The following is a 20,235-nucleotide window of genomic DNA, read 5'->3' on the forward strand; positions in this document are numbered from 1 at the left end:
AATATCGGAAGTAAATATGTATCGTTATGATGAATTTGACCGTGACTTTGTTGCGGCCCGCGTTGCACAGTTCAAGGATCAGGTTGGGCGTCGCCTTTCTGGCGAATTGACGGAAGACCAGTTCAAGCCTTTGCGGCTGATGAACGGTCTTTATCTGCAATTACATGCCTATATGCTGCGTGTTGCGATCCCTTATGGCACATTGTCGAGCCGCCAGCTGCGCAGGCTTGGCTCCATTGCGCGGGATTATGACCGTGGCTTCGCGCATTTCACGACGCGTCAGAATATCCAATACAACTGGCCAGCGCTTAAGGATGTGCCGCAAATTCTGGAAGAGCTGGCCGAAGTGGAAATGCATGCAATCCAGACGTCGGGAAATTGCATTCGCAACGTGACAGCCGATCATTTTGCAGGGGCTGCGCACGACGAAGTCACCGATCCACGCCCGTTTGCCGAGATTCTCCGTCAGTGGTCGTCACTGCATCCGGAGTTTTCTTATCTGCCGCGCAAGTTCAAGATAGCGATTGTCGGCTCAGAGCAGGATCGTGCGGCCATTCAGGTGCATGACATAGGCTTGCAGCTTAAAAAGAACGAAGCAGGCGAACTTGGCCTTGCTGTTTATATCGGGGGCGGGCAGGGGCGTACTCCAATGGTCGCCAAAAAAATCCGCGACTTCCTGCCGGTCGAAGACATGCTGACCTATGTGACGGCTATCGTGCGTGTCTATAACCTATACGGTCGCCGCGATAATAAATATAAGGCGCGCATCAAAATTCTCGTGCATGAAACTGGCGTTGAGCCGTTGGTACAGGAGATTGACGCCGAATGGGAACAGATCCGCTACGGTGATCTACAACTGCCGCAGCGTGATATTGATACGATTGAAAGCTATTTCAGGATGCCGGACCTGCCGCAGCGTCCCGAAGGCTGGGAAATTCTGGCTGTTACGCAGAAGTCCGATGCCGATTTTGCGGCCTGGACCAGGCGCAATGTAACGCCACACAAGAATCCCGATTATGCCGTTGTCACGGTTTCGTTGAAGCCTATCGGTGGGATTCCGGGTGATGCCAGCGCCGAGCAGATGGAACTGGTGGCGGATATTGCCGAAACCTATTCGTTCGATGAAATCCGCGTCAGCCATGAGCAGAATCTGGTTCTGCCGCATGTGGCCAAGGCTGACCTTCCTGCGGTCTATGATCTGCTCGCCTCCGATGGTCTGGTGACGGCCAATGCCGGTCTCATCACAGATATCATCGCATGTCCGGGCCTTGATTATTGTGCGCTGGCCAATGCGCGCTCGATCCCGGTCGCGCAGCGTATTTCGGAACGCTTTGGCGATCAGCAGCGCCAGCTTGAAATCGGCGATCTCAAGATCAAGATTTCCGGCTGCATTAATGCCTGCGGTCATCATCATGTCGGGCATATTGGTATTCTTGGCGTCGAGAAGAAGGGCGAAGAACTCTATCAGATCACGCTTGGCGGTTCCGGCGATGAGCATACGTCGATTGGCGACATCACGGGACGTGGATTTTCTTCCGAAGAAGTGGTCGATGCCATCGAGACTGTCGTCGATACCTATCTCGGTTTGCGCGAGAGCGATAAGGAAACATTCCTCAATGCTTACCGTCGGGTTGGCATGGAGCCCTTCAAGCGCGCGCTTTATGGAGAGGTGAGCCGTGCGGCCTGACGCTGATCCCAGTTCGGACCAGAGAGCGGAGGCGCAAGCCCGTCTGCTGGAAGGAAGTCATGGCGCTTCCTCTCCGCAAGAGGTGATCGCACTCAGCATCCACGAACTCTTTGAAGGACGCATCGCAGTCGTCTCGTCGTTTGGAGCGGAGTCCGCCATTCTGTTGCACATGATCGCGCAGATCGATCCGGCAACACCGGTTCTGTTTCTCGATACGGGTAAGCATTTCCGCGCAACGCTCGATTATAGGCATGATCTCGTAGAACGGCTGGGTCTGACGGATGTTCAGGATATTCTGCCGCTTGAGGAAAACGTGAAAGCCGATGATCCGTTCGGTGCTTTGTCGATGACCGACAAGGATCGCTGCTGCTTCATTCGCAAGGTTGAACCGATGGCGCGTGCCGTCGCACCTTATCGCGCGTGGATGACAGGCCGGAAGCAATTTCAGGCCTCCACCCGCAATGCTTTGCCGGTTTTTGAATCTGTCGGCCCGCGTATCCGCATCAATCCGCTTGCGCATATGCAGTCGGAAGACTTGCGCGCCTATGCGCAAAAGTACGACCTTCCCGTGCACCCACTGACCACGCAGGGGTATCGCTCCATTGGTTGCATGCCCTGCACACGACCAGTCCGTGATGACGAAGATCAGCGTGCCGGACGCTGGGCGGGATCGGAAAAGACCGAATGCGGCATCCATCTGACCGGCCTTGCTGAAAGCCTGAATAATCTTGGAGCTTTGGACCCGAAATGAGTGAAACGATCTTGGAAACGAAGCTCTGGTCTGAGCAAGGCTTTCGTGAAGACGACTATATTTTTGCGGATGATCTGGAAACCGCAGGTGATGCGCCCGCGATCATCATCCCTTTGGCCGTCTGGTTGGGATTTGATGAGGAGCTGCGTCGTTCTTCCAATCGCCGCATAGGTGTGTTGGTGACGCCGGGTGAAAAGGTCGAGCCACTATTCGATCATCTCGACAGCCTGCCGGTTATTGCCTTACAGTTTCCGGCCTTCAACGATGGCCGTTCCTATTCAAAGGCAGAAGTTCTGCGTCGTGCGGGCTTTGAAGGCGAATTGCGGGCGACAGGCGATGTGCTGATCGATCAGGCAGCTCTTATGCTGCGCACCGGGTTTGACAGCCTTCAGGTAACCAACAAGGTGGCCCAAAGCCGCCTTGGCGAGCAGCGTCTTGTGGATACGCCCGGTTATTATCAGCCCGGCCGTGGTTCGGTGCAGCAGGAGGGTGGGTTCGCCTGGCGTCGGGTAAAGGCAGGCTAATTCTTAGCAATCACCTTTTTTGTGGTTTTGCTTGTTCGCTTGATGGGGTAGATACGCCCCATCAAAGCATTTCCAGCAAAAGTGCGAAGCGGTTTTGCGTCGGATAATGCGTCAAAATAAAAAGATAGAGCGGTCAAAGGTTTCATATTATCCGGAACCGCTCTGGATTTGGAGACAAGACGTGATCCGCCACATTGTTTTCTTCAGCGTCAAGCCAGATCAGGACATCGATGTCGTCCGCAAGGGCTTGGAGCAGTTGGGCACTATTCCTTATTCCGACGTTTTTGAAGTTCTGCCGAATTCCAAGGTCGACCCGATGGGCAACGCAATTGATCTTGTTGTCTATGCCGAGTTCAAGGATGAGGAAGCGCTCTTCGCTTATAAAAACCATCCGACCTATGATGCATCCACGCAATATGTGCGCCCTATGCGTGAACTGCGTTTCTCCGCAGATGTCGTAACTGACAAGGGCTGATAGACTTTACCCATTCTGGCTCTGATCGAGGTGGCAGGCATATGTTTATCGTATTTGCAGGTTTGCCGGGTGTTGGAAAAAGTACGATTGCACATAAACTGGCGGGCATTTTGCCCGCTTTTTATTTGCGTATTGATACGATCGAGAACGCAATCATTGCTTCCGATGTGCTTTCACAGCAGGGAAAGCCAGGCGTTTCGGGCTATATGACCGCATACCGGCTTGCCTCCGATAATCTATCGTTGGGGCATATGGTCATTGCAGATTCTGTGAATCCGCTCAAAATTACGCGTGATGCTTATAGATCTCTTGCGCTATCTGCGAATGTGCCGCTGGTGGAAGTCGAAATCATCTGTTCTGATTTAGCGGAGCACAAAAGACGCGTTGAGACACGTAGAGAGAAGTCTCAAGATCGATCTCAGCCGACATGGAGCGCTGTTCAGTCTCGTCAATATGAGCCTTGGGACAGACCGCATCTTGTGATCGACACGGCGTTGTTCTCACCCGAAGAAGCTGTCGGATTGATCATAGATCAGCTGCGTGAATCGGGTCATTGGGATTTGCGCAATTAATCTTCGGTTGTTGGTCGTGCCTGCAAAGGCAGACCACCGAACAAATCCGGCTCAAGTGATGTTCTGGCGCGTTCGATATTGAGCAGGCGCAGCTTGGTCGCTGTACCACCCGCAGCCGAAAAACCGCCGACTTTGCCATTGGAGCCTAAAACCCGATGGCAGGGGACAATGATCGGAAACGGGTTTTTGCCGAGCGCATAGCCAACTGCCTGCGAAAGACTGACATCACCGAGCCTGCGCGCGATTGCGCCATAGGTGATGGTTTCACCAGCTTTGAGTTCCAGAAGGATTTCATAGACCCTGCGATTGAGGTCTGGTACCGAATCAAGTGCGAGAGGCGTTACGGAAAAGTCCGGATCGCCGCCTTCAAGCAACACGCGAACATTGTCGATCGCTTCCGTGATGAAAACAGGTGGGGATGTGACTTCTATTTCGGAAAAGCGGCTTTTCAGCCTGTAACGGGTCTCGTTTTCATCGGCATCGCCGATTTCCACGCCGACGATTTTGTCTGCATGCCAAGCGATGCCGCAAGGGCCTATCGGTGTTTCAAATATGCTGAGACCTGACGATTCCATAGCAGCAATCATAACATGAGTTGGTCGTTTCCGTGAAAACGCTTGCGTGAAATTCGCAATATTTGCAGCGGACGGCACAGCGAAATGGTTGAAGAACGACGCAAATAGTGATTGTGTGAGAGTAACCCGCCAGTGACATGGAAAGTTGCATGTCTTTAAATGGCCAAATGATTGAGTGATATCTTCTGGCGCGCGTTTTGGCGTGATCGGGACGAGGAATTTTAAATGGACGATTACGAACGCTATGCCACAGGGCTGATGATCGTTTTTGGTGCGCTGATCGTCGGTGCACTGATGGCAGCCAATCTTTATCATGGCGATAAGCCGGGTTTTCTTTTCGCGCTGGGTGCAGCGGTGGTAGCCTGGTTCTCTGCTTTTGCAGTGCTTTTCGATAAGCCCCGCGTCTATGGCGTGATGATCGCCATTGCGATCGGACTGGTCGCAGCTTCTATCGGCGCTTTCGTAACCTGACTTTCGAAGCTTATAGCATTACAAAAAAGCCCCGGATTGTCCGGGGCTTTTTTGTTTAAATATAGGGCGAATAGCACTGACGCCTTGGCCCATAATTGGGCTGGAACGTATTGTCATATGCGCGGTAGGAGCGATAGCGATTGTAGCACCAGCGCACATGCGCGTTGCCACCACGATACATCGGGGCTGGGCGATAGCGCGGCGGATGACGATAGACCGGCGGACCCCAATCTCGATAATACGGCCGATAATGCGGGCGATAATGCCTGTATCCATCGCGATAACGTGGCCGATCATGACGCCAATGGCGTCGATCTCCGCGGTAATCGTAGTATTGCACGTTCTCGACCGGAGCCTGCGCGCTGGGTGTGATTGCAGGTGCGATAAGCGCTGTTGGCTGTGCCGCATTTGCGCTTGCTGTGATGGCGGGCACACCTATGCCGAGTGACAGACACGCTGCGAAGAAGGAAGATGCAAGTTTCTTCATCGGGTTCTCCCTGAAACATGTCGCGGAAAAGTGGGGACGGGTTTTCCGATCTCGACATGCGAAAAACAAGAATAGAGCGCATAGCGCTTATGGTCTCGCTGTCCCTGAAGGCGATTTTGCTCCAGCAATATGGCGGGTAGGTGGCTGCGAATGCTCACTTTTTCTTCCCCTTGGCAACAGTTGGGTGAAGGCCTGTGTAGGGGCCTAAAACATGCGTTCAGAATTGACATAAAGATATGTTTATGTCATTAAGCGGTGCTTGTGCGTTGTGGGTTTACGCAAAACCTTCGAACGCGCACGATGTGATGTGATCTACACACTGGATTAATTGAAAATCCTTTGCGGATTTCGGCCGGTGTTGTAGCGATGAAGCGTATTTGAATACAGGCGGTAATCCCCTATGACGTCTTCCCTCGATAATCTTTTTGGTGCAACGGCAGCAAAGCCGGACGGTTCGGAAGTGCTCGCAGCACTGACCCAGGCCGCTAGAGAGCGCATTCTGATTCTCGATGGGGCCATGGGTACGCAGATTCAGGGGCTCGGCTTTCACGAAGAGCATTTTCGCGGCGAACGTTTTGGTGCCTGCGACTGCCAGCTTCAGGGCAACAACGATCTTCTGACACTCACCCAGCCAAAGGCGATTGAAGAAATTCACTATGCTTACGCCATGGCTGGAGCGGATATTCTTGAAACCAATACGTTTTCTTCAACTACCATCGCTCAGGCCGATTACGGCATGGAGGATGCGGTTTACGAACTGAACCGCGATGGCGCGCGCCTTGCCCGACGTGCAGCCTTGCGCGCTCAGCAGAAAGACGGTCGCCGCCGCTTTGTTGCAGGCGCACTCGGACCGACAAACCGTACCGCCTCGCTTTCGCCGGACGTGAACAATCCGGGCTATCGTGCAGTCACCTTCGATGATCTGCGTATCGCCTATGCTGATCAGATTCGCGGATTGATGGACGGCGGCTCCGATATCATTCTGATTGAAACGATCTTCGATACGCTGAATGCAAAGGCTGCAGTCTTTGCTGCCGAAGAAGTATTTATCGAGAAGGGCGTACATCTGCCGGTCATGATTTCCGGCACGATTACCGATCTTTCAGGTCGTACGCTTTCCGGCCAGACGCCGACGGCATTCTGGTATTCGCTGCGCCATGCCAAGCCTTTCACCATTGGCCTTAATTGCGCGCTCGGCGCCAATGCGATGCGTGAACATCTGGCGGAAATCGCAGGCATCGCCGATACGTTTGTCTGTGCCTATCCAAATGCCGGTCTGCCGAATGAATTCGGTCAGTACGACGAAAGCCCGGAAGCAATGGCCGCGCAGATCGAAGATTTCGCGCGTGAAGGCCTCGTCAACGTGGTTGGCGGTTGCTGTGGCTCGACGCCTGACCATATTCGCGCAATCGCTGCGGCTGTCGCCAAGCATCCGCCGCGCAAGCCGGTTAACGTGCCACCATTGATGCGCTTGTCTGGCCTTGAGCCTTTCACGCTGACCAAAGACATTCCCTTCGTCAATATCGGTGAGCGTACCAACGTTACCGGCTCTGCCCGCTTTCGCAAGCTGATTACGGCTGGTGATTATTCGGCAGCACTCGTTGTTGCCCGCGATCAGGTGGAAAACGGCGCGCAGATCATCGACATCAATATGGATGAAGGCCTGATCGACAGCCAGAAGATCATGGTTGAGTATCTCAACCTGATTGCAGCTGAGCCGGACATCGCTCGCGTGCCAGTGATGATCGATAGTTCTAAATGGGACGTGATCGAAGCTGGTCTTAAATGCGTGCAAGGCAAGCCCATCGTCAATTCCATCTCGCTCAAAGAAGGCGAGGAAGCCTTCCTGCATCATGCGCGACTGGTCCGCTCCTATGGCGCGGCAGTTGTGGTCATGGCATTTGATGAAACCGGGCAGGCTGATACGGAACAGCGCAAAGTCGAAATCTGCACTCGCGCTTACAAGATACTGACCGAGCAGGTCGGCTTCCCACCGGAAGATATCATCTTCGATCCGAACGTCTTTGCGGTCGCGACCGGTATTGATGAGCACAATAATTACGGCGTCGATTTCATTGAGGCCACGCGCAAGATTACTTCAACCTTGCCGCACGCCCATATTTCCGGCGGTGTTTCCAATCTGTCGTTCTCGTTCCGTGGCAATGAGCCGGTGCGCGAAGCGATGCATGCTGTCTTCCTCTATCATGCCATTCAGGTTGGCATGGATATGGGCATCGTCAATGCCGGTCAGCTCGCCGTTTATGACACGATTGATCCGGAACTGCGCGAGGCCTGCGAAGATGTGGTGCTCAATCGTCGTGCAGACGGAACCGAACGCCTGCTGGAAATTGCCGAACGTTTCCGGGATAGCGGTACAAGGGAAGCCAAAACGCAAGATCTGAGCTGGCGTGAATGGTCAGTCGAAAAGCGGTTGGCGCATGCGCTGGTCAACGGCATTACTGAATATATCGAAGCTGATACCGAAGAAGCTCGTCTGGCCGCAGCGCGTCCGCTGCATGTGATCGAAGGCCCGCTGATGGCCGGCATGAATGTGGTCGGCGATCTGTTTGGTTCGGGCAAAATGTTCCTGCCCCAGGTGGTTAAATCCGCACGCGTGATGAAGCAGGCTGTTGCGGTGCTTCTCCCTTACATGGAAGAAGAAAAGCGCCTGAGCGGTGGCGAAGGCCGCCAGAGTGCAGGAAAAGTGCTGATGGCAACCGTGAAGGGTGATGTGCATGACATCGGCAAGAACATTGTTGGCGTGGTTCTCGCCTGCAACAATTACGAGATCATCGATCTTGGCGTGATGGTGCCGACACAGAAAATTCTCGATACTGCGCGCGCGGAAAATGTCGATGTGATCGGCCTTTCGGGCCTGATTACGCCATCTCTCGACGAGATGGTGCATGTCGCGGCCGAAATGGAACGCGAGGGCTTTAACGTGCCGTTGCTGATTGGCGGTGCGACAACCAGCCGTGTTCATACGGCGGTGAAAATTCATCCGCGTTATGAGCAGGGACAGGCGGTTTATGTGATCGATGCCAGCCGTGCGGTTGGCGTCGTTTCCAATCTTCTGTCACCGGAAAACAAGGCATGCTATATCGAAGATATCCGTTCTGAATATGCCAAGGTTGCAGCAGCACATGCGCGTAACGAAGCGGATAAGAAGCGCTTGCCGTTGGCTCGTGCGCGCGAGAACGCGCATAAGCTCGACTGGGATGCTTACAACCCGCCGAAGCCGACTTTCCTTGGCACCAAGACGTTCGAGAACTACGATCTCGCAGCAATTGCTCGTTATATCGACTGGACGCCTTTCTTCCAGACCTGGGAGATGAAGGGGCGCTATCCGGCAATTCTCGAAGATGAAAAACAGGGCGAAGCCGCGCGTGCGCTTTGGGCAGACGCGCAGACAATGCTTGCCAAGATCATTGAAGAAAAGTGGTTTGCACCGCGCGCCGTTATCGGTTTCTGGCCCGCCAATACGGTGGGCGACGATATCCGTCTCTTCACTGATGAGAGCCAGAAGGAAGCGCTTGCGACCTTCTTCACGCTACGCCAGCAATTGTCCAAGCGCGACGGTCGTCCAAATGTTGCTATGTCGGACTTCGTAGCGCCTCTCGACAGCGGCAAGCAGGATTATGTTGGCGGCTTCGTTGTGACCGCAGGCATTGAGGAAGTGGCAATTGCAGAGCGTTTTGAGCGAGCCAATGACGACTATTCGTCAATTCTCGTTAAAGCGCTGGCGGACCGCTTCGCTGAAGCTTTTGCGGAATTGATGCATCAGCGCGTGCGCAACGAGTTCTGGGGCTATGCGCCGGGTGAAGAACTGCCGAACGACGATCTGATCCACGAGCGTTATGCGGGTATCCGCCCCGCACCTGGCTATCCGGCGCAGCCTGATCACACCGAAAAATCAACACTGTTTGAGCTGCTTGATGCGACCACTCAAACTGGGGTTGAGCTGACGGAAAGCTATTCCATGTGGCCGGGCTCATCGGTTTCGGGGCTCTATATCGGTCATCCGGAAAGCTATTATTTCGGCGTTGCCAAAGTAGAGCGTGATCAGGTTGAGGATTACGCTGAACGTAAAGGCATGAGCGTTGAGGAGGTTGAGCGCTGGCTGGGACCGATCCTCAACTATATACCGGGGCAAACACCGGAGCCAGTTGAAGCAGCTGCTTAAGTAGTTTATTAAATAATAAATATAAAGGCCCCGCATTATGGGGTCTTTATATTTAATTTACTAAAGTTTTATTTTCATAGAATAAATATTGGCTTTTTGAAAATGCCGAAAAATCTTGAAATCATTATGTATGGCTGACCCAAGAATCATGTGTTATGTAATACAGGTGGCTTACGGTTTTGTAGTCGATGATTTGAATTCGCGGATTCCGGCGCCATAGAATCCCTTCAGTTTATATTTGTTTGTCTGGCAATATATCGATGCCGGAGTGTGTATGCTTGCAGCGTTTTTAGAGTAAATATTGCTTCATAAGGAAAATGTTGGGATTCATGCAATGAAATGGGAAGATTTATACGAGAAGATACAATCATCCGATAATGCAGAGCAGTTATTTGAACACGTTAGAGCGATTTCCCGTCTGATTGAATCAATCAGGGTTTTCAAATCAGTGTCGAACTGATTCAACATCCCTGCTGGTGAAGGAGGCCAGCATGGATGGCTAAAGCTCTTTCACTCGATCTTCGCCAGCGCGTTGTGAATGCGATTGCCACCGGTATGTCCCGCAGACAAGCGGCTGAGCGGTTTGGTGTGAGCGCCGCCAGTGCTATTCGCTGGCAGAAGCAGTTCAGCGACACCGGAACCATTCAATCCGACAAGCAGGGCGGCGACCGTCGTTCGAAACACATCGACGCCCATGCCGCCACGATCCTTGCGCTTTACGAGACGACGCCGGATATCACCCTTGCCGAAATCAAAGTGCGGTTGGCTGAGAGTGGCATAAGGGCCGGGATCGGCACGCTCTGGCGGTTCTTCGACCGGCACGGGATCACGCGTAAAAAAAGACGGCGCACGCGGCCGAACAGGAGCGACCAGCTTTGATGCAAAAGCGCCAGGAGTGGTTCGAAAGCCAACCAGACCTCGATCCCGAGCGTCTGGTATTCATCGACGAAACCTCTGCTTCAACGAAGATGGCGCGCCTGTATGGTCGAGCACCGAAAGGTCAGCGGTGCCGGGCATCCGTCCCGCATGGTCATTGGAAGACCACGACGTTCACCGCCGGCCTTCGACTGGGCGGCATGGCAGCTCCCATGGTGCTGGACGGCCCGATGAACGGCGACGCGTTCCTTGCCTATGTCAGCCAGGTTCTCGTTCCCGAACTGACGCCTGGCGATATCGTCATCATGGACAATCTTCCCGCCCACAAGGTTGCAGGCGTTCGCGACGCCATCGAAGCGGCAGGGGCAGGCCTGTTCTACCTGCCGCCGTATTCACCCGACTTCAATCCGATTGAAATGGCATTCTCCAAACTGAAGGCCTTGCTTCGGGCCGCAGCCGCCAGAACCGTCCCTGACTTGTGGCAGGCCATCGCCGACGCCATCAAACAGTTCAAACCTGACGAATGCCGGAATTACTTCAAGGCTGCCGGGTATGATGCTTTCTGATGGGAAATTGCTCTAGATCTTATGCTGAAGCGCTCGGCTTTCAATATGCTTCATATACCATGTGTGTGCCGTCTCTGAACAGTGTTGCTCGCTGGGTGCGTTTTGAATCCTTGCCCGACGGCTGGCAGAAGCACTACGTCGCCAAGAAATACGCGGATATTGATCCGATTATTAGGCGAGGGATAAATAGCATCGAGCCTTTGGTTTGGTCGGCTCGACAGTTTGCGGAAGCTCCCCAAATATGGGCGGATGCACAAGCGTTTGGTTTGAAGGCTGGTATTTCCCAGCCATGCTGGGCGGCTCAGGGGGGGGTTGGAATTCTCACATTCCTGCGCGAGAGACCAGCTTTGTCAGAAGGCGAAATCTCGATGTTGCGTCGCCAGATGCAGATTGTAACCAATCTTCTGCATCTTGCCATGTATGAACATGTCGATGTTCCCAGCATCAATTGTGTGGCGGAGGTTAATCTGACGGCACGTGAGCGCGAGATCCTGCGGTGGACGAGCGAAGGAAAGACTGCTGAGATTATCGGTAGGATCCTCAATATCTCGACCCGGACCGTTAATTTTCATATCAGCAATGTTCTCATCAAACTTGTTGCTGTGAACAAGGTACAGGCTGTCGCCAAGGCGCGGACTTTTGGCCTGCTCTAGAGCAGAATCTGACCGGAGTGAAACGAGGATTGATAAGAATATACTGAAATAGACCAAATTAGAGCGCCGATCTGATCCAATCAGATCAAAACGCGTTCTAATAACTTCTATCCTTCGGCGGTTTGGACCGAAGGATGCTTCAATCCTTGTTTGACAAAAGTTTTGCCCTTCAAAAAACCGCTTTAATACCACAAATTTAGTAGTATTTTCCGTCACTTGGCTTAGAATACAGTTTCTTGATGCTGCGCAAGTTTGTTCCTGCTTCTGGCAAAAAACAGGCAAGTTTTCGCTCAAGCCTCTCGCAATAAGCGATAGCATACTTTTCCTTTTGTCCTGTCTTTCACGACAATGCGCTCAGAGTGGTTTTCCACGCTAGCGCCGGATCAAGGCATCTGCCCACCCTCCCGCCAGCTACTACGCATCGTGCTTTGTGCGTCCGAAAGGACGCACGACGCTCTAAAACCAAAGTTCATTGAGTAAGACTCATCGGACTTTGGTTAAGCCCGTGTGGCGATTGAACATTTTCAAGGCGTGATGCGTCAGCATCTTGAGCCGCCTTGGTATAAAGCGCATCCCGAAAAGTGTGAAACGGTTTTCGGATTAGATGCGCGTCGAAGTTAAAGTCCGATCCGGTTTCCGGGAGAAACAGACGTGCATCACGCATCCCTGACCAAGAACCTGACGCATCTTGAGCGTCTGGAAGCAGAAGCAATTCATATCTTTCGCGAGGTTGCCGCGACCTTCTCCAATCCGGTTATGCTATATTCGGTGGGCAAGGACTCGTCGGTGATGCTGCATCTGGCGATGAAGGCATTCTATCCTGCCCCACCGCCATTTCCTTTCCTGCATGTCGATACGACATGGAAATTCCGCGAGATGATCGAGTTTCGCGATGCGCAGACCCGCGAAAAGGGCTTTGAGCTGCTGGTGCATATCAATGAAGACGGCGTGCGCGATGGTGTTGGCCCCTTCTCCCATGGCTCCAATGTTCACACCCATGTTATGAAAACGGTGGGACTGAGACAGGCACTTGATAAATACAAGTTCGATGCTGCTTTCGGTGGCGCGCGCCGAGATGAAGAAAAATCCCGCGCCAAGGAGCGCATTTTTTCGTTCCGCAATGCACAGCACGGCTGGGACCCTAAGAACCAGCGTCCTGAAATGTGGAGGGTCTATAATACGAGGGTTTCAGCTGGTGAATCGATCCGCGTCTTTCCGCTCTCCAACTGGACCGAGCTGGATATCTGGCAGTATATCCTGCAGGAAAATATCCCGATTGTGCCGCTCTATTTCGCCGCGAACCGTCCTGTGGTTGAGCGCGATGGCATGCTGATCAAGGTCGATGACGACCGCATGACGCTTCGTCCCGGTGAAAAGGTGGAAGAACGCCTGGTGCGCTTCCGCACACTCGGTTGCTACCCGCTCACTGGCGCGATTGAATCAAGCGCCACCAATCTGTCCGATATTGTCGAAGAAATGCTGATCGCCCGCACATCCGAGCGTCAGGGCCGCGCCATTGACCGCGATGAGGCTGGTTCAATGGAAAAGAAGAAGCGAGAGGGCTATTTCTGATGAACGCCGTACTAAAGCCCTCTGTAACAAGTGCAGCCGTCAGCGATTTTCTGGCCGATCAGGAGCGCAAAACGCTTCTGCGCTTTCTCACTTGCGGCTCCGTTGATGACGGTAAGTCCACGCTGATCGGTCGCCTTCTTTACGATACCAAGCTGATTTTTGAAGACCAGCTTGCGACGCTGAAGAACGACAGTCGCAAGTTCGGCACGACCGAAGATGATTTTGACTTTGCCCTGCTGGTTGATGGTCTGGAGGCAGAGCGCGAGCAGGGCATCACCATTGATGTCGCTTATCGCTTTTTCTCAACGCCGCGCCGCAAATTCATCGTAGCTGACACGCCCGGCCATGCACAGTATACGCGCAACATGGCAACTGGCGCATCGACTGCCGATCTTGCTGTTGTGCTGATCGATGCACGTCAGGGCGTGCTGACACAGACGCGTCGTCACTCCTTCATCGCTTCGCTCTTAGGCATTCGGCATATTGTGGTGGCCGTCAACAAGATCGATCTGGTTGATTTCTCACAAGAAGCCTTTGACGGAATTGTCGCTGATTATATGAGCTTCGCCAAAGAATTAGGCTTTGCGAGCATCCAGGCCATTCCGCTTTCGGCACGCTACGGGGATAATGTTACCAGCCTGTCTCCACGTATCGATTGGTATGAAGGGCCATATCTGCTTGAACATCTGGAAACGGTGCGGATTGATACGGAAGCGAATGCCAGGCCATTTCGCTTGCCCGTACAATATGTAAACCGGCCTAATCTCGATTTTCGCGGTTTTTCCGGGACCATTGCTTCTGGTGTAATCGCACAAGGCGACACAGTTGTTGTCGCAAAGTCGGGCAAGCAATCGAAGATCAAACGCATCGCCACTTATGATGGGGATTTACCGCGTGCTTCCGAAGGGCAGGCGGTAACTCTGGTTCTCGAAGACGAGATCGAGGTCTCTCGCGGTAACATGCTTGTGGGAGCTGAGGCACGCCCAGAAGTGGCCGACCGTTTCAGCGCGAATGTGGTCTGGTTTGGCGAAGAGGCTTTGCTGCCGGGCCGTTCCTATCTCCTGCGTACCGAAACGGACCAAACACCGGTCACGATCAACGAGATCAAGTACCGCACTGACGTCAACACGTTCGCGCAGGAAGACGTCACACAACTGGATCTGAACGAGGTTGGCTTCTGCCATCTTCAGACGGCGGATCAGATTATATTTGATCCTTATGCGGATAACCGCGTGACGGGCGCTTTCGTGCTGATTGACCGTCTCACCAATGCAACTGTTGGTGCCGGCATGATCGATAGTGCGCTGCGTCAGGCGACCAATGTGCATCTGCAGGCTTTTGATCTCGACAAGCAGGCGCGTGCTGCGCAAAAATTCCAGAAGCCTGCCGTGCTTTGGTTCACGGGGCTTTCAGCATCTGGAAAGTCCACGATCGCCAACCGGCTCGAACAACGGCTTCACGCGCTCGGCAAACATACCTATTTGCTCGATGGCGATAATGTGCGTCATGGTCTCAATAGCGATCTCGGCTTTTCCGACGAAGATAGGGCGGAAAATATCCGCCGTGTTGGTGAAGTGGCGGGGCTGATGGCCGATGCTGGGCTGATTACGCTGGTATCGTTCATTTCGCCGTTCTGCTCTGAACGGGATCGCGTGCGTTCACGGCTGCCGGAAGGTGAGTTCATCGAAATCTTTGTCGACACACCGATTGAGGAATGCATGGCGCGTGATCCGAAGGGGCTTTATGCGCAGGCACTGCGAGGCGAGATCAAAGCCTTTACGGGTATCGATTCTCCTTATGAAACACCGCTTTCACCCGAGTTACATCTCAACACCGCAGGTCGTGACATTGACGAACTCGTCGCAGAGGTGGAAAAGTATCTGGCCGAACGTGGTGTTATCGGCAGCTATGGCAGCGATTCCTGGTCGATTTGAGAAAATGAAGATATCCGCCTCTCCAAAAGCTGATCTTGACGGCCAGGCACTTCTTGCCGTTTTGCAAGAGGCGACGCTTGAGGCCGGGCGCGTGATCATGAAGCATTATACCGATGGATGTGCGGTGAGCGCCAAGAAGGATCAGTCGCCGGTCACTGAGGCGGATCATGCGGCTGAAGCCATTATTCTCTCCGCGCTCGCTTCTGTTGCCTCCAATATTCCGGTGGTGGCAGAAGAAGAGGCGGCTGCAGGGCGCTTGCCTGCGCATCTGGGACGAAAATTCCTGCTGATCGATCCACTGGATGGAACGAGGGAGTTTCTACTGCGCAATGGCGACTTCACAGTGAATATCGCGCTTATAGAAGACGGTGCACCTGTGGCTGGTCTGGTCTATGCGCCGGTGCGCAATCTTCTCTATGTGGGAAGCCCTGATGGTGCTGTTGAAATTGTAACGAGTTTTGACCATATCGCCAAAAGCCAACGATCGATTAAGGCGCGCATCGCTCCTGCGAAGCGCGTCGTGGTGTGCAGCCGGTCTCATATTACAACGGAGACAGAGCAGTTTCTGAAGGCCAACCAGATCGGCGATAGTGTTTCCGTAGGGTCTTCGCTCAAATTTTGCATGATTGCGCGCGGTGAAGCCGATTTATATCCCCGCTTTGGCCCGACAATGGAGTGGGATACGGCGGCTGGTGACGCAGTACTTCGCGCGGCTGGCGGAATGACGACCACATTTGATGCGCTTCCACTGACTTACGGTCAACGGTCCGATGGCACGGTGCAAAGCTTCGCCAATCCCGATTTTGTCGCTTATGGCGCAGGGACAGTTCCTGTTTTTGCTTAAACTAAAGCATTTCCAGCAAAAGTGGGAACCGGTTTTGCGTTCGGAAATGCGTAAAGACAAATAGTTGCAGCGGTTCCAACCATTCAATATTAACAGGAACCGCTGTAAGCAGCTTCAAAGCCCCTCTGTGCAACTGATAAGTCGGCTAATCGGGACATGTCTTCAAAAGACTGGAAAAAAAGCGCATACGCCCCTTGCGACTTGAAAACGGCAGCGCTATAAGCCGCTTCACGGTCGGGCTTAAGAGTCACGATTATATGGACACGGAGCGTAGCGCAGCCTGGTAGCGCATCTGGTTTGGGACCAGAGGGTCGGAGGTTCGAATCCTCTCGCTCCGACCATTTTCTTCTTAATTAATATTCCAAAAAAATATGTATGCGAAACCGGTGAAACTACTTCGTTTTGCCAAATACGGACATTCGCATGAACTCGCCGTCATATTCGGCAATTTCGACCAGTCTTTGCCTGTCGAGAATTTCAACCTTATACGATCTGAACATCACGAGCCCTTCTTCGCGCAACTCACGCATCATGCGATTGAGATGAATGGGGGTCAGGCCCAGGGCGTCCGCGAGCTGATACTGTGTGAGTGGACAATAAAATGAGTCTGGCTCACCCATTCCGCAGGATTTGACGCGATCTGAAAGCTCCAGCAAAAGATGCGCCGTGCGGACAAATGCGCTTCGGCAGCCAACATTCGTCAGGTGTTCAATGAGCATCGAACGCTGCCGCGAAAGAAGCTCAATGAAAATCATGCTCAGTCTGGGAATCTGCCAGATTGTTTTTTCCAGCGATGTTAGCGGTATTTCATAAACCGACATCGGTGTGATCGTCTTGATCGTATTGTAGCTGTAACCGTCAGCGGTTCTCAGCCCAACAAAGTCACATCGCATGGGAAAGTCGATGATTTGGCGTTCGCCACTCGAAAGATCGCGATAAACGCATCCCCAGCCTGAACGCACCAGATGAATACTTCTTATACGAGCGCCCTGATCAATGATGACGGCATCAGCAGGATAACTGCTCTCGGAAATGACGAGAGACTGCAAAGCTTGTTTTTCTTGCGTGTTTAATTTGGCCAGAATTGGAGGAGACTCCAATAAGCTAACCAAGCCGTCGATCAGTAGGGCGGTGGTGTTCAGGTTACCACTATGCATTTGCTGCCTATGCCCAACGAAAGTTATAGAATTTATAACTTTCTGTTCCCGAAGTCGTTCTAATGGTGACTACATTTTTTTATAAAGCGCTAACATAAGTTAATGACACGTTTATTTGACGATAGCAATATTTAGACCAGTCTTCACCGGGGTTGGCAATAAAAATCCTAATAAACTAGCGCAGTTTTTAGCATGACTAGTGTTTTGCGTCGAATGCAAACCTGAGTAACAGGGGAAACTAAGCAATGTTGGAAGTTAGAGAACAGTACTTATGGGCGACACCTGATGGCAGCGGCGATGGAGTTTCTATTGCTATAGGTGAGCGAACAAAAGACAGAGGATATTCGGCCGGTTTGCCTGTGCAGAGTGAGCCACATTTAACGCTCGTCTGTAAAAGCAATCTGGAGCGGGAGTGCCTCTTCAACGGACTAATGATGAACGGACTGAAACTGCCCGTCGTTAGCTATGCATCTATCGATAAGAACATGGCGTTGAATGGTGCAATCGTTATTCTCATGCATATCGGATCAAAACGTCTCGCCGATCCGTTTTTTTCCGATGAGGTGGAGGCTGCGGTAAAGGCATGGCATCCGATACCGCTCGTACTCCTTGCCGAACGTGAGGAGTGGTCGCAGGTTTTGCGTGCGATGGAGATTGGAGCGCGCGGCTACATTCCGACATCGGTCGATATCAAGATTTGCGTGGAGGCCATTCATCTTGCCTTGGCGGGTGGGATGTATGTGCCAGCTTCGATGCTGATGAAACCGCCGCCGGAGGACTTGAGCGACGATGTATTGGGCGAGTTATTGACGGTACGCGAGATTGAAGTCGTTCATGCAATCCGAGTGGGTAAGTCCAACAAGATCATTGCGTTTGAACTTGGCATGAGTGAAGGCACAGTAAAGGCGCATGTTCATAACATTATGAGAAAGATCGGTGCCGCCAACCGCACCGAAGTCGCTTGCAAGCTGCACAAAATGTACGGCAATAAATTCAGCGAGGAATGAAATTATCCGCATGCATACTGATACACTCTGGAAAATTTGAAGCGTCGGACTGAAAACTCAGCCGGCGCTTCTTAGTTTTTGGTGCATCTATACGGTATTCGGAAAAGATGCTCGTTAAAACAAACAGTGAGAGCGAAACGCGCTCTGAGTAAAAGGGTAGGGGCAGATTTGCACCTGCCCCTACAGAATGAGAGTGGGTATCCTTTGAGGGGACTCTCATTCTTTTCTGAGCGAGAGTAAACGCGATGACCTCCCGCTGCAGTCTTTCGGTTAGGTTGATTTCAAGCTCCGTTTGAATCCTCTGCGAAAACCTGCTGCGCACGTAACAGCCCTAACTCCAATCAGCGACGAAGGCTGATGCTGCCAGATGATCCTCCGGATGTCGTGCCAAAGGCAGAACCTGCGGAACTGCCACCGAGAAACCCGGTTCCGGATTGGGCCGTAGCTGCCGACTGGCCGCCTGAGCCGGATGTAAAGTAACCCGAACCAATGCCGCCGCTGCCGCCGTAATGGCCCATTTTGCTACCCATGCCACCGCCTATGCCAAGGACCGTGCCTTTGCCTTCTGCCCAGCCAGTGGTTGCGGCCTGGCCAGCAGCGGTGGAACCTGCGCCGAATGCAAAGCCGCCCGTCACTGCCGAGCCTGCGCCGCTGGCACCACCAAAGCTGCCATTCCAGTTTACGGTTTGCGCGGCTGCAGGCAGAGCGCCAGCCGCGAGAAGTGCGATAGAAGCAATAATGATTTTCTTCACGATGAAACTCCTCCTGTTTTTGACCGACATGTGTCCAAAGCGAATAGCCGAGGGGTGTCGGAGTTAGACCACTAGAGCGAGCATCGGCCCAAAAAATTGATTTTGAGCCGATGCTCTGAGCCGCCGCCCCGGCTTTACATGAGCGGTCCGGGGCAGTGCCATGCCCGGCTGTTGCTCGATGTATTACGCAGAACACATCCCTTGGCGCGCAACTGGTCTGAACTCAGGCCAAGGGCTTTTGCAGAATAAGTACGCTTACGGCCAGTTGCTTGTGGTGGTGGCGTAGTACCAGTTGCACTTGCAGGAATTGACGCTGGCTCTTCGTTAGAGACAGATGCCAAAAGTGGTGCCTGCTTTACTTGACGCGGCGCGGATGCGGAGCGAGCTCCCTGTGAAGGGCAGAACACACCTGTCGCATTGAGGGATGCTCTGACTTCCTTGTTGAGGCAAATCAGATCAAGTGCCGCCCCGTTTTGCCCCATGCCCAGAAGTGCTGCCGCATAGGCGCGCCGATTACATTCACGCATTTCATATGTACTGCCGATGCCGAGGCCCCAGCCTGTAGCTCCGACGCCGACGCTCGCGGAACCTGCACAAGAATGCACGCCCGCTGCCACAAGTCCCGGTGCAAAGGCCGGAACGGTGGTTTTGATTTTGTCTGGCGAGTTGTTACCTCCGCCAACAGCGATAGCTGTGGCGCCGGCCTGAGCCGACGAGTTTGTGTTGTTATCTACATTCAGGGTTTGAGCGAACGCACTTCCTCCGAAGAGAAGAAGTGTGCCAGACAAGCAAAGGATACCCAGTTTAGACATAGCTAACCCCTTCCACTTTTTACTTTGTATTTTTATGCTTTTATTATGATAGAGGCGCCAATATCATTTATTTTGTTATTTCCATTTTACGCACGAAAAGGATTATTTCGATATTATGAAAATTCGTAGGCTTGTGAATATAAATGTTGTGTTATTTTTTACCTACAACGTGTAAGTGGTTTATTATTATTAATCTTTATTGCTATCGTTCGGATATTTTCAAATCGCCAATTATGACGTTAGTTTTGCTTCTAAACGAAAGTTTATAGCTAGCGATTGCGATTGCAGGACTATGTTGGGAGGGGAACGCGCAAAAAGCTGGTTGCCTTCAAATGAG

The 20,235-nt window shown here is 52.6% G+C and carries 18 protein-coding genes and 1 tRNA gene; 14 read left to right on the top strand and 5 right to left on the bottom strand.

The window, feature by feature from the left end; all coding sequences use genetic code 11:
• Positions 1 to 16 precede the first annotated feature (16 nt).
• From CES85_RS10395 to CES85_RS10415, 5 genes are all read left to right on the top strand, one after another.
• Positions 17 to 1,687 carry a nitrite/sulfite reductase gene (locus CES85_RS10395; RefSeq protein WP_095445931.1) on the top strand — a complete coding sequence of 557 codons (1,671 nt, stop codon included), beginning with the start codon at positions 17 to 19 and terminating at the stop codon, positions 1,685 to 1,687.
• The gene (locus CES85_RS10400; RefSeq protein ID WP_095445932.1) at positions 1,677 to 2,438 is read left to right on the top strand and encodes a phosphoadenylyl-sulfate reductase; all 762 of its coding nucleotides are present in this window, start codon (positions 1,677 to 1,679) and stop codon (positions 2,436 to 2,438) included. The genes CES85_RS10395 and CES85_RS10400 overlap by 11 nt, the downstream gene beginning before the upstream one ends.
• The gene (locus tag CES85_RS10405; protein WP_095445933.1) at positions 2,435 to 2,962 is read left to right on the top strand and encodes a DUF934 domain-containing protein; all 528 of its coding nucleotides are present in this window, start codon (positions 2,435 to 2,437) and stop codon (positions 2,960 to 2,962) included. The genes CES85_RS10400 and CES85_RS10405 overlap by 4 nt, the downstream gene beginning before the upstream one ends.
• A gap of 181 nt (positions 2,963 to 3,143) precedes the next feature.
• Positions 3,144 to 3,437 carry a Dabb family protein gene (locus CES85_RS10410; protein ID WP_007873331.1) on the top strand — a complete coding sequence of 98 codons (294 nt, stop codon included), beginning with the start codon at positions 3,144 to 3,146 and terminating at the stop codon, positions 3,435 to 3,437.
• Positions 3,438 to 3,478: 41 nt separating this feature from the next.
• Complete coding sequence (locus tag CES85_RS10415) at positions 3,479 to 4,009, top strand: P-loop nucleotide/nucleoside kinase family protein (protein WP_095445934.1); 531 nt, start codon at positions 3,479 to 3,481, stop codon at positions 4,007 to 4,009.
• On the opposite strand, the gene CES85_RS10420 is transcribed toward CES85_RS10415, so the two are convergent.
• Positions 4,006 to 4,584: a methylated-DNA--[protein]-cysteine S-methyltransferase gene (locus tag CES85_RS10420; RefSeq protein ID WP_095447832.1), complete on the bottom strand. Its 579-nt coding sequence runs from the start codon at positions 4,582 to 4,584 to the stop codon at positions 4,006 to 4,008. The genes CES85_RS10415 and CES85_RS10420 overlap by 4 nt on opposite strands.
• 225 nt (positions 4,585 to 4,809) lie before the next feature.
• Between CES85_RS10420 and CES85_RS10425 the strand changes: the two genes are divergently transcribed.
• Positions 4,810 to 5,055, top strand: coding sequence for a hypothetical protein (locus CES85_RS10425; RefSeq protein WP_094578781.1), 246 nt, complete (start codon positions 4,810 to 4,812; stop codon positions 5,053 to 5,055).
• A 55-nt stretch (positions 5,056 to 5,110) separates the two neighbouring features.
• Here CES85_RS10425 and CES85_RS10430 read toward each other — a convergent pair whose 3' ends face one another.
• Entirely contained in the window at positions 5,111 to 5,542 is a 432-nt protein-coding gene (locus CES85_RS10430; RefSeq protein WP_095445935.1) for a BA14K family protein, read from the bottom strand.
• 400 nt (positions 5,543 to 5,942) lie between these two features.
• On the opposite strand from CES85_RS10430, the gene metH reads away from it, so the two are divergent.
• The 7 genes from metH to CES85_RS10465 all read left to right on the top strand — a co-directional run bounded on the left by metH (position 5,943) and on the right by CES85_RS10465 (position 16,511).
• The gene (gene metH / locus CES85_RS10435; RefSeq protein ID WP_095445936.1) at positions 5,943 to 9,725 is read left to right on the top strand and encodes a methionine synthase; all 3,783 of its coding nucleotides are present in this window, start codon (positions 5,943 to 5,945) and stop codon (positions 9,723 to 9,725) included.
• 495 nt (positions 9,726 to 10,220) lie between these two features.
• Positions 10,221 to 11,167, top strand: a protein-coding gene (locus CES85_RS10440; RefSeq protein WP_095444992.1) for an IS630 family transposase whose coding sequence is annotated in 2 segments (ribosomal slippage) — positions 10,221 to 10,566 and positions 10,566 to 11,167 — 948 coding nt in all. Because the reading frame shifts where the segments join, the coding sequence is not laid out codon by codon here.
• On the top strand, positions 11,167 to 11,820 hold the full coding sequence (locus CES85_RS10445) for an autoinducer binding domain-containing protein (RefSeq protein ID WP_095445937.1): 654 nt from the start codon (positions 11,167 to 11,169) through the stop codon (positions 11,818 to 11,820). Before CES85_RS10440 ends, CES85_RS10445 begins: the two co-directional genes overlap by 1 nt.
• A gap of 651 nt (positions 11,821 to 12,471) precedes the next feature.
• Positions 12,472 to 13,392 carry a sulfate adenylyltransferase subunit CysD gene (cysD, locus tag CES85_RS10450; RefSeq protein WP_095445938.1) on the top strand — a complete coding sequence of 307 codons (921 nt, stop codon included), beginning with the start codon at positions 12,472 to 12,474 and terminating at the stop codon, positions 13,390 to 13,392.
• Positions 13,392 to 15,326 carry a sulfate adenylyltransferase subunit CysN gene (cysN, locus tag CES85_RS10455; protein ID WP_095445939.1) on the top strand — a complete coding sequence of 645 codons (1,935 nt, stop codon included), beginning with the start codon at positions 13,392 to 13,394 and terminating at the stop codon, positions 15,324 to 15,326. Before cysD ends, cysN begins: the two co-directional genes overlap by 1 nt.
• Before the next feature lie 4 nt (positions 15,327 to 15,330).
• Positions 15,331 to 16,170 (top strand): 3'(2'),5'-bisphosphate nucleotidase CysQ, encoded by an 840-nt coding sequence (gene cysQ / locus CES85_RS10460; RefSeq protein WP_095447833.1) that lies wholly within the window; start codon positions 15,331 to 15,333, stop codon positions 16,168 to 16,170.
• Between the two features lie 264 nt (positions 16,171 to 16,434).
• Positions 16,435 to 16,511 (top strand) — tRNA-Pro (locus tag CES85_RS10465).
• A gap of 51 nt (positions 16,512 to 16,562) precedes the next feature.
• Here CES85_RS10465 and CES85_RS10470 read toward each other — a convergent pair.
• Positions 16,563 to 17,327, bottom strand: coding sequence for a Crp/Fnr family transcriptional regulator (locus tag CES85_RS10470; RefSeq protein ID WP_095445940.1), 765 nt, complete (start codon positions 17,325 to 17,327; stop codon positions 16,563 to 16,565).
• A 245-nt stretch (positions 17,328 to 17,572) separates the two neighbouring features.
• On the opposite strand from CES85_RS10470, the gene CES85_RS10475 reads away from it, so the two are divergent.
• Positions 17,573 to 18,334, top strand: a complete 762-nt coding sequence (locus CES85_RS10475) for a helix-turn-helix transcriptional regulator (protein WP_095445941.1) — start codon at positions 17,573 to 17,575, stop codon at positions 18,332 to 18,334.
• A gap of 341 nt (positions 18,335 to 18,675) precedes the next feature.
• On the opposite strand, the gene CES85_RS10480 is transcribed toward CES85_RS10475, so the two are convergent.
• Positions 18,676 to 19,086, bottom strand: coding sequence for a hypothetical protein (locus CES85_RS10480; protein WP_095445942.1), 411 nt, complete (start codon positions 19,084 to 19,086; stop codon positions 18,676 to 18,678).
• 134 nt (positions 19,087 to 19,220) lie between these two features.
• Positions 19,221 to 19,898 carry a hypothetical protein gene (locus CES85_RS10485; RefSeq protein ID WP_095445943.1) on the bottom strand — a complete coding sequence of 226 codons (678 nt, stop codon included), beginning with the start codon at positions 19,896 to 19,898 and terminating at the stop codon, positions 19,221 to 19,223.
• Between the last annotated feature and the right edge of the window lie 337 nt (positions 19,899 to 20,235).

This window comes from Ochrobactrum quorumnocens (assembly GCF_002278035.1).
In the GTDB taxonomy this organism is placed as follows: domain Bacteria; phylum Pseudomonadota; class Alphaproteobacteria; order Rhizobiales; family Rhizobiaceae; genus Brucella; species Brucella quorumnocens.